We start from the raw sequence: 12093 nt of genomic DNA, 5'->3' as shown, positions 1-12093 counted from the left end.
TGACTTTGTGGCGAAGTCATTTACCTTTGAGCCATGTGGAAAGAAATCTCCGTCCTCATCCGAAAGGAAATCACCCTCGAATGGCGACAGAAGTACGCGCTTAATGGGATTTTGCTTTACGTTGTCTCGGCGGTTTTCATCGTCTATCTGAGCGTCGGAGCCAAGTCAGGTGTCCTTTCCATCCCCACTTGGAATGCGATCTACTGGATCATTATTCTCTTTTCTGCGGTAAATGCAGTGGCCAAAAGCTTTGTCCAGGAGCATCAGGGACGACAGTTGTATTACTACATGATCGCATCTCCGGAGGCGATTATTCTTTCGAAAATCTTTTATAACACAGGACTTACGCTGATTTTGGCCTTGCTGGGCTATACGGTTTTCTCGGTGATCTTGGGGAATCCGGTGCAGGACCAGGGGCTTTTTCTGCTCAATCTGATCTTGGGTTCGGTCGGATTTTCGGCCAGCTTGACGATGGTGAGTGGGATCGCGTCCAAGGCTGGTAACAATGCGACCTTGATGGCGATCTTGAGCTTTCCTGTGATCATGCCGATTCTGCTTATGGCCATCCGCATCTCCAAAAACGCCCTGGACGGACTTGACTGGAGTGTAAGCGTGGACAAACTTTTGACGCTTTTAGCAATCAATGCAATCGTGGGTGTGACGGGATATATTTTGTTTCCGTATCTCTGGAGAAGCTGAAGCGATTTACGATTTTTGATTTACGAGGTAAAAAAGGATTTTAAGCGCCGAACTTTACAACTTTACCACCTTCCAACTTTCTCACTTTTTTTAATTTCCAACCTTCGATTCAGCTCAAACAGAAAGTAATTTTCCAGTTTTTAAATCTTGCAATTTTTCAATCCTTTTATATTTAAAGCATGAAAAACAAAATCGCACTCATTACCGGAGCCACTTCCGGAATCGGAAAAGCCTGCGCTTTGACCCTTGCCAAGATGGGTTTTGACATAATCGCCACAGGACGAAGAGAAGACCGTTTGGATGATCTGGGAAAGGAACTCGCTCCGGGAGTTCGGTTTTTGCCCTTGGTTTTTGATGTAAGAGAACGGGAGAAAGTCGGTGAAATACTTGGCAGTCTTCCTGCGGATTGGCCGGAAATCGACGTTCTGATCAACAACGCAGGCAACGCCCACGGTATGGATCCCATCCAAACGGGCAACCTGGACGACTGGGATGCCATGATGGATATCAATGTGAAAGGCTTGCTGTATGTCTCTAAAGCCATCATTCCAGGCATGACCGAGCGCAAGTCAGGCATGATCATCAACATCGGCTCTATCGCTGGCAAAGAAGTCTACCCGAACGGCAATGTGTATTGTGGCTCCAAGCACGCAGTCGATGCGATCACCAAAGGGATGCGGATTGACCTGAATCCATTCGGGATTCGTGTGGTTGCGATTCATCCTGGGATGGTGGAGACTGAGTTTTCTTTGGTTCGCTTTAAAGGAGACGAGACCCGAGCTGAGTCAGTTTATAAAGGGTTCGAACCCTTGCTAGCTCAGGACATTGCCGATATCGTGGAGTTTGCAGTTAACCGCCCGCCGCATGTGGTGTTAGCGGATATTGTGGTACTTCCCACTGCGCAGGGATCAGCTGCTTTGGTCAACAGAAATCCGGTGAAATGAGACAGTTGTCTATTGGTTTTTTGGCTTTGGCAGTAGCCTGTGCATCGCCGACTAAAAGTGATCAGGAGATCTTTTCCGAACAGCAACGGGAGGTTCTCGATCCTGTGAAAGACATTGATTTGGAAGTTCCCTTACCGGAGCTGGAAAAAAAGCTGATCGACCAAGGCTTGGTGGACGTCCAAACTTCAGTCCCTGGAGTTCGAATTGAGTTGAAATATTCCACCACGGACAACTTCTTCGGAAAGGACGTGTACGACGACCATGTCCGGTGCTATCTCCAGCCGTTAGTAGCTGAGATGGTTAAGAAAGCCCAAGAAAATCTCCAGAAAGAATATCCCAATTTGACCTTGCTGATCTATGACGGGGTGCGTCCGCTCAGCGTGCAGCAGATACTTTGGGACAGTTTGGATAAGCCCGACAGTGTGAAGCCGCTCTATGTGGCTGATCCCAAAATCGGCGGATTGCACAACTTCGGCGTGGCGGTGGATCTGACCATCTTTGATACGCAGGCGGATTCGGCTTTGGATATGGGGACGGGCTACGACTACTTTGGCTATCCGGCCTACCCGGATCGGGAAAAGCAGATGCTGGCCGAAGGCAAGATCACCAAAGCCCAAGTAGCCAATCGCGAGATCCTACGGAAGGTCATAACGGGGGCAGGCTTTACAGGAATCGGTAGCGAATGGTGGCATTTTAACGCCTTTTCCAGAAAGGAAGCCGGAGAAAAGTTCGAATTGGTGAAATAGAGCCCGACGAGCTGACCTACTAGGCTGGATAACCTGCGCCGGTATTCAGGAGAAGTACCCGTTCGCTGGGTTTTATTCTTTTTTCTGAAAGGAGTTTTTTAAATCCTTCCCAAACAGCCGCTGCCTCTGGACAAACCAGTTGGTTCTCTGCGTTGCCTATTTCATTCATTCCCCGGATTATTTCACTGTCGCTTACAGTGACGACCTCGCCGCGGGATTCTTGGAGGACTTTGAGAATAAGGTCTGCTGCAAAAGCTTGAGGAACAGAAAGGCCGTATGCGATGGACATCTGATAATCATCGAGAGAAGATTGAATGCCCTGAATTCTGTCTGCGATCGGTGCGCAGCTTTCTGCCTGGACGGCCACCATCCGGGGAAGCTTGTCGGGGAGTAGCAAACCCATCTGAACCAATTCCTGAAAGGCTTTCCAGATACCAATCAGCCCAGTCCCGCCGCCTGTAGGATACAGAATCACATCCGGCAGTCCTTCACTGAACTGTTCAAATATCTCGTATCCCATGGTCTTCTTGCCCTCGAGGCGGTAAGGCTCCTTCAGGGTAGCGAGGTTAAAAGCTCCTCTGGTTGATTGGATTTCCGCCGCGACCCGACCGCAGGAATTAATCATTCCCGCGACTTGTATGAGATTGGCTCCGTAGCGCTCACAGGTTTCTTTGAAATGATCCGGTGTGTTTTTTGGCATGATGACCGTGGCTTGTAAGCCTGCGGCCTTGGCATAGGCGCTCAAAGCGCCGCCGGCATTTCCAGCCGTAGGAATGACCAGTTCCTCAATCCCCAACTCGACCGCTTTGCTGACCGCCATGCTGATGCCACGGGCTTTGAACGAGCCGGTGGGATTTCCGCTTTCGTCTTTTACCAGAAGCTCACGCTGGCCGTACCTACCTGCTAGGGTGGACCAAGTCAAGACTGGAGTCAGTCCCTCGTCCAAGGTGATCCGATTCTTTGGGTCAAAGAGCGGCAGATAGTGGGAGTACCGCCACATGGAGACTGTCTCCTCCAAGATCAAAGGCTCTGGCGTGAGTGAGTACTCGGCTACCAAGGGCTGGTGGCAGCAGGTCGCAAATGTCTGGACGAGATGTGGCGAATAGAATTTTCCGCAGGAGGGGCATTGAAGCCTTTCGAGCAAGGAGAGTCGGGCAAGGGGTAGTGTTGGCATGCCCGAATTTAGCCCTGCTTGCCAGATCGGTAAAATACTGGTTTGTTATGAGTTATAACTTCCCGTTATAGATGAGCCGCGCTTTTCGGATGAGGTTCCGCATGAGGCCGAGTGTTTCTTCGCCTTTTCTGGTCACAAAGCTGAATTCCCTCATGACCTGAAATCCCGGCACTTTGATCTCCTTTAACGCGCCGGATTTCAATTCTTTTTGGACAGCCAACCGTGATAGAAAACCGATCGCTTCCGCTTCGATCAGATAATTTTTTAGAGCCTCGGTGCCGCCTAACCGGGCGATCACATTCAGCTCGTTGAGTTTGATTCCGTGCTGATCAAAAGACTGGGTAAGTATAGCCAAGGTTCCGGAGCCTCTTTCTCTAAGCGCCATTCGACAATGGATCAGTTCCCCAAAAGGAAGATTGTCTTTAGCATACGGGCTGGAAGAGGCACACACAGGGATAATCTCGTCGACCATGAAAGGCTCGGACTGGTAGCTGTTGGTATGATGAAAAGACTCCACGCAGGCCAGATCGATCTCTTGGGAGTCCAACGCTTTCAGAATGGTTTCGCTGTTGCCATTGACCAACAGAATCTGGGCTCCGGGGACTTCGCGGTGGAGCGAGGCAAGGATTTTTGGGATTACATAGAGGGAAAAGGTGGTGCTTGCGCCGATTTTGATTTCACCTTTGATCTCTTCCTCTTTTTTCAGAGAATCAAAATAGGTGCGGATTCCCTTTTGGATTCGTTTGGCGGGCAGAAGCTCCTCGAGCAGTTGTTCGCCCGCGGGAGTGAGTAGCGTGGCATTTCCCTTTCTGATAAAAAGCGCCGTTCCAAGCTCCCCTTCGAGCTGCCGAATATGTTTACTGACCGCTGGTTGGGAGATGAAAAGATGCTCAGCAGCTTTCGAAAAACTCAGGTGACGGGCGACAACGAGGAAAACTTCATAGCGGTAGTCGATCATTTTGCTGGCGTTAGTTGAATGCGGGCTCGCAGAGAGGATCAAGTTGGTACAAGCGTGGAGAAGCCCCAACTTGTAAACGGATGAGTGGAGTAAATGCTTTCCGGCTAAAAAGAAAAAGTGGCTCTGCTAATGTCGGTGATCTAAGCGTTTGTCAAAACCCAATGACTGACTGTGTAAAAAAATGAGTTTCCTGAACTTCAATTAATAGCTTTGAATTGCTGGGAAAATTTCCCCGGAGGATTAACTTGCCGAATAGATGTGTATCAACTAACAATGTCCAAAATGAACCTTAAACCTTTACTTCTTACGCTGACGCTGATTTTCAGCGTCTCACTTTTGGCCTTTTCCCAAGGTCAATATCGAGTCTTGGTGTTTTCGAAAACCGCCGGATTCCGCCACCAATCCATCCCTGAAGGAGTCGCTGCCGTCAAGAAGCTCGGCCAGGAGCAAGGCTTTGGAGTCTATGTCACCGAAGACGCCGGACATTTTACCGATGAAAACCTCGCCAAATATGACGTGGTTGTGCTCCTCAGCACTACCGGAACGATCTTCGACGAAGCGCAGAAAGCGGCTTTTCAAAAGTTTGTCCAGAGTGGAAAAGGCGTCGTAGGCATCCACTCCGCTACGGATACCGAATACGAGTGGCCTTGGTACAACAAGATGATCGGAGCTTATTTCCTCAGCCATCCGCGCCAGCAGACCTTGAGATTGGAAGTGAAAGACAAAAATCACCCATCGACCTGGCACCTGCCGGACAACTGGCTTTGGTATGATGAATTGTACGAATTCCGCGAGATCAATCCGGATATCAAGGTGCTGATCAACGCTGATGAGTCCACCTATGAAGTATCCAAAGGAAACGGACCAAATCACCCGATGGCCTGGTACCATGAATTTGACGGCGGGCGGGTGTTCTATACTGCCTTTGGTCACGTAGAAGCCGCGTGGCAAAATGCCGCCTTTCTTCAGCACGTTCACGGCGGGATTTGGTACGCTGCCAAAGGGAAACTTCCCAAGTAATTCCCTAATAATTCGAGGCTTCGGAACTTCCGAAGCCTTTTTTGGTTTTTCTTTGTAACAAAACCAAGATTGTCATGCTAAAAGCTCAAGCCAGACCCGTTCACCTCTACATGGAGGCCAATCCCAATCCCAATTCACTAAAGTTTGTGGCCAACTTCATGCTGGTCGAGGAAGGGGTGAGTTTTGACTATCCGAGTGCGGAAAGCGCCGAAAATAGCCAGTTGGCCCGAGAGCTCTTCAACTTTGCCGCGGTGGTGCGTGTTTTTGTTGCATCAAATTTTGTGACCGTCACCAAATCAGAGGAGGTCGAATGGCCAGAGATTCAGCATATCATTCGCGATCACATCAGACAGTATCTGGAGTCGGGGCAGATGGCGGTGACAGCGACTTTTGAAAAAGATCCGCTTTTTGACGAAAATGACTCTGAGACAGTCAAAAAAATAAAAGGAATTCTAGACGAATACATCCGACCCGCGGTAGAGCAGGACGGAGGAGCCATCGTTTTTCATTCCTTTCATGACGGTATCGTCAAAGTGCATTTGCAGGGCTCCTGCTCAGGATGCCCAAGCAGCACCGTGACGCTCAAAGCCGGCATTCAAAACTTGCTCACCCGCATGCTTCCTGAGGTAAAGGAAGTGCAGGCAGAAGGTGTCTAACTAAACTGATTCATGGCAAAAAGGGATTGGTCCTGGGCTCTCTTGGGAATATTGGCTCTGGTAATCCGCTATTTTGCTGCGCAAAATCCGGAGGCAACGGACGAAATTTATTCTAGGAAGTTCTTTCCCGGAATCAGAAATGTCATCGACTTGACGCTGGGAAATCTTCCCTTTCCCAGCGTTTACTTTTTTATCGCCTCGGTCATCCTTGTTTTGGGATTATTTGTCCTCAAATTCAAAAATATCGCCGGATGGAAGTCCCGCACATTCTACACGTTCAAGGCGCTGGCTAACGGGATAGGAGCCTTGGTATTTTTTTTCTTGGTGCTGTGGGGATTTAACTATCAGCGGACGCCGATCTTTCAGCAGCTTTCCCTCAAGCCCCAATCTCTCAATCTCGAGCAACTCAAGTCAGAAATTGACATTACCCGACGTCTCGCCGTGCAGTATCGTGGCAGAGTCACCGCAGACACCTTGGCAATCGATTCGATCATGGAGTACCAGGACTTGGAGCGCGTGGTGCGGAGCAACATGCACGAAAATCTGGATATCTTGGGTTTGAACTTCACCGGAAAACCGAGGACAAAGCAGTTTCCGCCGCCTGGATTTATGCGAAAGATGGGCATTTTGGGCATCTATTTTCCATTTACGGGAGAGAGCTACATCGACCCGACACTTCATCCGCTTGAGCGGCCCTTTACAGTGGCGCACGAGATGGCGCATAGCTACGGCGTGACCAACGAGGGAGAGGCCAATTTTATCGCTTGGGTGATCTGCACCAACTCGGATGATCCGCTCTTGAAGTATTCCGGGCACCTCCGACTCCTGCAATACCAGATGCGGGATTACTACCGCATGGCACCGGGCGACTACCGAGAATGGCTGAAGGGACTTTCAGCGGGAATTCGGAGTGATCTCAATTCCATCCGCGAAGTCAGTGAAGCGATCAAGCCTTTTTCGCTGGAGTTGAGCCGGAAATCGAATGATATTTTTCTAAAAAGTCAGGGTGTTAAGGCGGGTGTCAATTCCTATCAGCAGCTGCCGATGCTGGCTTATGCCTGGAGGCAGCGGATGAATATCTTAGGTTGAACCTTGGATATTAGTTTTTAGCTTTTATTTTGGGGGGAATTTATTTCTTCTCTTGATGCTCAGACTTGCTTTTTCTTTCCTTTTGATCTTTTCCTTTGCTCAAGCAGTCAATGCCCAAATCACTCTTGATCCCCAGCGCGACTCCGAACAGAATGTGGTGATCTACGCAGTAAATCCTACCAAAATCACTTATTCCTTGATTATCAGCTTTTCTGATCTTCAGAATATGACCACGTCAGGGGGTGGTAATACAGTAACTGCGGTGTCTCCCGGTAGATCTAAAGTGGCTACGCTAAAGCCCACGTTGGCGGGGCAGGGCACGAATTACCGATACAGTTTCAGCTTTGCAAAAGGGAACATCTACGGGAAAACTAAGGTGGAACCGATCTATCTCATCCCTGTGGCAGATGGGACAGCAGATGAAAATTACATCGAGATTTTTCATGAAGACGGTACGCTCACCAGGCTAAAAATCCTGAAAGCAGGGTCTGAAAAGGTGCAGGTCGGGGATGTAGTACTGCCGGGGCAGGCACTGGCCGAGTCCGCTGGAGATCACTATCAAAATGGCCCTCATGTACTCATGATTAATTTTAAGCCGGTGAAGGCTGATCTGGACAAGTTCAAATACGCCTATTTCCCGGTGGTTTTCGCAGCGAAGGAAGGGAATCTGGAAATCAAAGAGTCGACAAAATTGACCGCAACTCAGCCTCAAGAAGTGGTCACGATGGAGCTCAGCAAAAAAGGACTGAAGCAAATACAGGAGTCAAACTAGATGGATTGGGCGGATTGTTTTTTCCTGTTTCCGATCCACACTCCCAAGATTACCCCGGCAATACCAATGTAATGCCCGATCAATAACACCTCGCCGTCCAATACACCCCACATGATCGCCACAATCGGGATCGTGTAGGTGACCAAACTCGCAAAGAATGGGCTGGCATTTTTCACCATGATATTAAACAAAACCAACGCGATTGCTGTGCCAACCATGCCCAAGATGGTCAGGTAGCCCAGCGCTTCCCAAGCATGGGGATGGGTGACGAGCTTGTATGAAAACTGGGTGCCGGCAAAAAGGTAGATCAAGGCAAGCGGCAAGATCATCAGAAGCGAAATCGAAGAGATTTCAATGGACTTGAGCTTGGTAAAGCGGGTTTTGATGACGTGGAGGTTGAAACTGTAGCAGATACAAGCCGCGATGACAAAGAGTCCATAGGCGTTGATCCCAGTCAGCGAATCCCAGCCACCGCCGTCTTTGTAGGTGACCAAGATGATCACTCCCACAAAGGCAATGAGCAGTCCGAGGCCATTTCGCCTGGTGATCTTGGTGTCGAAAAACAGCGCTCCGACCAGTACGACGAATAGCGGAGTCAGGGCATTGAGCACACCGGTAAGCGAACTGCTGAGCTGAGTCTGAGCCATCGGGAAAAGAAAGGCAGGGAAAAAGCTGCCGAGCAGACCTGCGATCAGTAAGTTTTTAACCTGTGTTTTACTGAGATTTTTGAGTTTTGGAAGAGAAAGAGGCAGCAGTAATGTCGCAGCAGCCACCATCCGATAAGCGCCGACTTCTCCGGGACTGAATACCTCCAATCCACGCTTGATGAGGATAAATGAGGTTCCCCAAATCAGGGTTAAAATGACCAGCAAAGCCCAGTTTTTCAGGCTGTTTTCTGAGTGGGTAGTACTCATTAAATCGTCAAAAAGATAGATGTCTGCAAAGGAACTAATTCGGCTCCAAAAAAGGTCAAAAAAAAGACCTCAGAGATAAAAATTCTGAGGTCGTTTGGTTTCAATATTGAAATTCGTAGTCCGCGTAGGCTTCTGCGACTTGACCGAGAATCTCAGCTACCTGCTCGTAGGTATCGGCAGTGACCATCTCGGTTCGGAAGGGCTTGAAGTTGGGCATGCCCCGGAAGTAATTGGTATAGTGACGGCGCATCTCCAGAATCCCCTGCTTTTCGCCTTTCCATTCTACGGAGAAGTCCAGGTGCTTTTTGGTCACGGCAATCCGTTCGTGAAGATCTGGGCCTGCCAGTTTTTCACCGGTTGCGAAGAAATGCTTGATCTCATTGAAGATCCAAGGATAGCCAATCGATGCCCGGCCGATCATCATCCCGTCGACGTTGTACTTGGCGCGGTATTCTCCGGCTTTTTCCGGGGTGTCGATGTCACCGTTTCCAAAGACCGGGATGTGCAATCTTGGATTGTCTTTGACCAAATTGAGGTAGCTCCAATCCGCTTCACCTTTGTACATCTGCTGACGCGTTCGCGCGTGGATGGAGATCGCTTGGATTCCCACATCCTGAAGCCGTTCGGCTACTTCTACGATCCGTATAGTATTATGATCCCAACCCAATCGTGTTTTGACTGTGACAGGAATATTCACACGCTTCACTATCTCGGCGGTCATAGAGACCATCTTGTCAATGTCGAGCAGGATTCCGGCACCGGCACCTTTGCAGGCGACTTTGTGCACAGGACAGCCGTAGTTGATGTCCAGAATATCCGGGCCGGCGGCTTCCGCAATGGCAGCAGCCTCCCGCATGGATTCGATCTCGTTGCCGAAGATCTGAATCCCCACAGGTCGCTCATAGTCATAGACGTCTAACTTTTGGACGCTTTTGGCAGCGTCCCGAATGAGGCCTTCTGAGCTGATAAACTCGGTGTACATGAGGTCTGCCCCGTTTTGTTTGCAGACTGCGCGAAAGGGTGGATCGCTCACATCTTCCATCGGGGCGAGCAGTAGGGGAAACTCCCCCAGCTCTAACTTTCCAATCTTAACCACTTCTCAATTCTAAATTTGGCGTAAATTTACCCCAAATTATGGAGATATACGAAACCCAAACTGAAATAGGCAAACGGCAGAGTTGGCTATTGTCATTGATAGTCATTGTCTTAGTCACTATTGGAGTCCTGATTCTCTTGCAGGGATTTGCCTTGGTCTTAGTTCCGACACTGTATAACATCACGATGGAGGACTTTTTGGGGCTGATGACCGGCGACTATGATGTGCCAAACGGGCGGATGGCGATGCTTTTTGTCCAGGGAATCGGCTCCGGGATTGGGTTTTGGGTCGCAGCTTGGGTCATCTCAAGATTTATAGACAAAGCGGAATTACACTGGGATATCCAGCGGGAAAGATTCAACGTCAAAAATCTTTTACTCGCGCTTGTGATTACGCTGGGGGCGATGTTTGTCAACGGACTTTTGGTCTATTGGAATGCACAACTGGATCTGCCGGAGTCCATGGCCGGATTGGAGAGCTGGATGAAAGAGATGGAGACTCAGCTGATGGAGCTGACTATGTTTCTGACGGATTTCCAGAGTATTCCGGAGCTTTTGACGGGGATTTTGGTCATTGGTGTTTTTGCCGGCATCGGTGAGGAGATGTTTTTTCGGGGCATCATCCAGCCCAAGATGAAGCTTTACACCAATTCCGCCCACTCGGGCATTTGGTTGACCGCGATCATATTTTCGGCGATTCATGTCCAGTTTTACGGGTTTGTTCCACGTGTTTTTTTGGGGGCTCTTTTTGGGTACCTCTATCACTATTCGGGCAGCCTGCTTTATCCGATTCTAGCCCACGTTTTTAATAATTCTTTGACCGTGTTGGTCATTTATCTGTCCAACCAGGGAATCGTAGATTTTGATCTGGAGTCCACGGATACAGTGTCTTACCCGGCGGCTTTGACGGGGCTGTTGGTTCTTATGATTGGATTCTTTTACTTTAAAAAAATCAATCAACCAAAAGATGCAGAATTGGATCAAGGTATTTGAAGATCAAAACCAGATTCGTGCGGAGATCGTGAAGGCCGTATTGGAAGAAAATGGGATTCCTGCGGTAGTGATGAATAAAAAGGAGACGGTCTACAACGTATTTGGAAGCTACGAAGTGCTGGTCGCTCAGGCTGATGGACTAGTAGCAATGCAATTGATTCAAAATGAAATCAAGTTTTAACATTAATAATTACAGCAATCTGGGCCAGCGGGCGATCACTGCGGTCATCGGGGCCTTGATTGTGGTCACAGCGTCCATCTATTCGGACTGGACTTACTTCGTGGTGTTTGCGACGATCTTGGGTTTTTCCCAGATGGAATTCTACAAACTCACCGGTCTGGACGGAATGCTTCCACTGCGGAGTTTTGGGACATTTCTGGGGATCATGATCTTTACGCTGACTTTCATGATCGAAAAGGAGCGCCTTCCCAACGAATATCTCTACTTGATCTTCCCGATAGTTTCTCTGACTTTCTTCATCAAGCTGTATAAGAAAACCGACAGAAAACCCTTTACCGGCGTTGCCTATACCTATTTGGGGATTTTTTATGTGGCTCTGCCTTTTTCCCTGCTGAACCTGGCGGTGTTTTCAGTAGACAAGGTGTATCATTATGAAATACTCATTGGATGTCTGCTGATCCTCTGGGCAAGTGACACTGGTGCTTACTTTGCCGGAACGAAGTTTGGCAAGACGAAACTTTTTGAACGGGTATCGCCTAAAAAGTCCTGGGAAGGCTTTTTGGGTGGAGCATTTTCGGCCATCGCGGTGGCATTCATTTTGTCCCAGTACTTCCAAGTGATTGAAGACTGGAAGTGGCTGGTCATCGCCGGGATCATCATCATCGCGGGAACTTATGGCGACCTGATCGAGTCGCTTTTCAAGCGCTCGATCGAGATCAAAGATTCCGGGAGCGGATTGCCGGGACATGGCGGATTTATGGATCGTTTTGACGGATTGTTACTTTCGGCCCCATTTATTACCGCTTTTTTGAAAATATTTTAATAATCGCAGGGCGGTTTGAAAATCTAAGT

General features: G+C 48.9%; 14 protein-coding genes. 10 read left to right on the top strand and 4 right to left on the bottom strand.

What is annotated here, in order from left to right; translation table 11 throughout:
- Positions 1–33 precede the first annotated feature (33 nt).
- The 3 genes from G459_RS0103180 to G459_RS0103170 all read left to right on the top strand — a co-directional run bounded on the left by G459_RS0103180 (position 34) and on the right by G459_RS0103170 (position 2389).
- Entirely contained in the window at positions 34–699 is a 666-nt protein-coding gene (locus tag G459_RS0103180) for a heme exporter protein CcmB (RefSeq protein ID WP_026966342.1), read from the top strand.
- A 179-nt stretch (positions 700–878) separates the two neighbouring features.
- On the top strand, positions 879–1643 hold the full coding sequence (locus G459_RS0103175; RefSeq protein WP_026966341.1) for an SDR family NAD(P)-dependent oxidoreductase: 765 nt from the start codon (positions 879–881) through the stop codon (positions 1641–1643).
- Positions 1640–2389, top strand: a complete 750-nt coding sequence (locus tag G459_RS0103170) for a M15 family metallopeptidase (RefSeq protein ID WP_026966340.1) — start codon at positions 1640–1642, stop codon at positions 2387–2389. The genes G459_RS0103175 and G459_RS0103170 overlap by 4 nt, the downstream gene beginning before the upstream one ends.
- A 19-nt stretch (positions 2390–2408) precedes the next feature.
- Here the strand turns inward: G459_RS0103170 and G459_RS0103165 are convergent, their stop codons facing one another.
- Both G459_RS0103165 and G459_RS0103160 read right to left on the bottom strand, forming a co-directional pair.
- Positions 2409–3563: a threonine synthase gene (locus tag G459_RS0103165; protein ID WP_026966339.1), complete on the bottom strand. Its 1155-nt coding sequence runs from the start codon at positions 3561–3563 to the stop codon at positions 2409–2411.
- Positions 3564–3615: 52 nt separating this feature from the next.
- Complete coding sequence (locus tag G459_RS0103160) at positions 3616–4521, bottom strand: LysR family transcriptional regulator (protein ID WP_026966338.1); 906 nt, start codon at positions 4519–4521, stop codon at positions 3616–3618.
- A 282-nt stretch (positions 4522–4803) separates the two neighbouring features.
- Between G459_RS0103160 and G459_RS0103155 the strand changes: the two genes are divergently transcribed.
- The 4 genes from G459_RS0103155 to G459_RS0103140 all read left to right on the top strand — a co-directional run bounded on the left by G459_RS0103155 (position 4804) and on the right by G459_RS0103140 (position 8058).
- Positions 4804–5541, top strand: coding sequence for a ThuA domain-containing protein (locus tag G459_RS0103155; RefSeq protein WP_026966337.1), 738 nt, complete (start codon positions 4804–4806; stop codon positions 5539–5541).
- A gap of 74 nt (positions 5542–5615) precedes the next feature.
- Positions 5616–6197: a NifU family protein gene (locus G459_RS0103150; RefSeq protein WP_026966336.1), complete on the top strand. Its 582-nt coding sequence runs from the start codon at positions 5616–5618 to the stop codon at positions 6195–6197.
- A 12-nt stretch (positions 6198–6209) separates the two neighbouring features.
- The gene (locus G459_RS0103145) at positions 6210–7286 is read left to right on the top strand and encodes a DUF3810 domain-containing protein (RefSeq protein WP_026966335.1); all 1077 of its coding nucleotides are present in this window, start codon (positions 6210–6212) and stop codon (positions 7284–7286) included.
- 55 nt (positions 7287–7341) lie between these two features.
- Positions 7342–8058: a M23 family metallopeptidase gene (locus G459_RS0103140; protein ID WP_026966334.1), complete on the top strand. Its 717-nt coding sequence runs from the start codon at positions 7342–7344 to the stop codon at positions 8056–8058.
- Here G459_RS0103140 and G459_RS0103135 read toward each other — a convergent pair.
- Together G459_RS0103135 and dusB are read right to left on the bottom strand one after the other, a co-directional pair.
- The gene (locus tag G459_RS0103135; protein WP_026966333.1) at positions 8055–8972 is read right to left on the bottom strand and encodes a DMT family transporter; all 918 of its coding nucleotides are present in this window, start codon (positions 8970–8972) and stop codon (positions 8055–8057) included. The genes G459_RS0103140 and G459_RS0103135 overlap by 4 nt on opposite strands.
- A gap of 100 nt (positions 8973–9072) precedes the next feature.
- Positions 9073–10068, bottom strand: coding sequence for a tRNA dihydrouridine synthase DusB (gene dusB, locus G459_RS0103125; protein WP_026966332.1), 996 nt, complete (start codon positions 10066–10068; stop codon positions 9073–9075).
- A gap of 38 nt (positions 10069–10106) precedes the next feature.
- Here dusB and G459_RS0103120 point away from each other — a divergent pair, with 38 nt between their 5' ends.
- From G459_RS0103120 to G459_RS0103110, 3 genes are read left to right on the top strand one after another with little or no spacing between them, the layout of a single operon-like run.
- Complete coding sequence (locus tag G459_RS0103120) at positions 10107–11060, top strand: CPBP family intramembrane glutamic endopeptidase (protein WP_026966331.1); 954 nt, start codon at positions 10107–10109, stop codon at positions 11058–11060.
- Positions 11035–11241 (top strand): putative signal transducing protein, encoded by a 207-nt coding sequence (locus G459_RS0103115; protein ID WP_026966330.1) that lies wholly within the window; start codon positions 11035–11037, stop codon positions 11239–11241. Before G459_RS0103120 ends, G459_RS0103115 begins: the two co-directional genes overlap by 26 nt.
- On the top strand, positions 11225–12064 hold the full coding sequence (locus G459_RS0103110; protein WP_026966329.1) for a phosphatidate cytidylyltransferase: 840 nt from the start codon (positions 11225–11227) through the stop codon (positions 12062–12064). Before G459_RS0103115 ends, G459_RS0103110 begins: the two co-directional genes overlap by 17 nt.
- Positions 12065–12093 lie beyond the last annotated feature (29 nt).

It is taken from the genome of Algoriphagus terrigena DSM 22685, assembly GCF_000429445.1.
Classification (GTDB): Bacteria; Bacteroidota; Bacteroidia; order Cytophagales; family Cyclobacteriaceae; genus Algoriphagus; species Algoriphagus terrigena.
The sequence above is the reverse complement of the archived record's forward strand: the minus strand, read 5'-3'. Positions and strand labels throughout refer to the sequence as shown.

Coding starts and splice junctions, on each gene's coding strand:
- G459_RS0103180 (WP_026966342.1), top strand. CDS start 34: ATGTGGAAAGAAATCTCCGTCCTCATCCGAAAGGAAATCACCCTCGAA.
- G459_RS0103175 (WP_026966341.1), top strand. CDS start 879: ATGAAAAACAAAATCGCACTCATTACCGGAGCCACTTCCGGAATCGGA.
- G459_RS0103170 (WP_026966340.1), top strand. CDS start 1,640: ATGAGACAGTTGTCTATTGGTTTTTTGGCTTTGGCAGTAGCCTGTGCA.
- G459_RS0103165 (WP_026966339.1), bottom strand. CDS start 3,563: ATGCCAACACTACCCCTTGCCCGACTCTCCTTGCTCGAAAGGCTTCAA.
- G459_RS0103160 (WP_026966338.1), bottom strand. CDS start 4,521: ATGATCGACTACCGCTATGAAGTTTTCCTCGTTGTCGCCCGTCACCTG.
- G459_RS0103155 (WP_026966337.1), top strand. CDS start 4,804: ATGAACCTTAAACCTTTACTTCTTACGCTGACGCTGATTTTCAGCGTC.
- G459_RS0103150 (WP_026966336.1), top strand. CDS start 5,616: ATGCTAAAAGCTCAAGCCAGACCCGTTCACCTCTACATGGAGGCCAAT.
- G459_RS0103145 (WP_026966335.1), top strand. CDS start 6,210: ATGGCAAAAAGGGATTGGTCCTGGGCTCTCTTGGGAATATTGGCTCTG.
- G459_RS0103140 (WP_026966334.1), top strand. CDS start 7,342: ATGCTCAGACTTGCTTTTTCTTTCCTTTTGATCTTTTCCTTTGCTCAA.
- G459_RS0103135 (WP_026966333.1), bottom strand. CDS start 8,972: ATGAGTACTACCCACTCAGAAAACAGCCTGAAAAACTGGGCTTTGCTG.
- G459_RS0103120 (WP_026966331.1), top strand. CDS start 10,107: ATGGAGATATACGAAACCCAAACTGAAATAGGCAAACGGCAGAGTTGG.
- G459_RS0103115 (WP_026966330.1), top strand. CDS start 11,035: ATGCAGAATTGGATCAAGGTATTTGAAGATCAAAACCAGATTCGTGCG.
- G459_RS0103110 (WP_026966329.1), top strand. CDS start 11,225: ATGAAATCAAGTTTTAACATTAATAATTACAGCAATCTGGGCCAGCGG.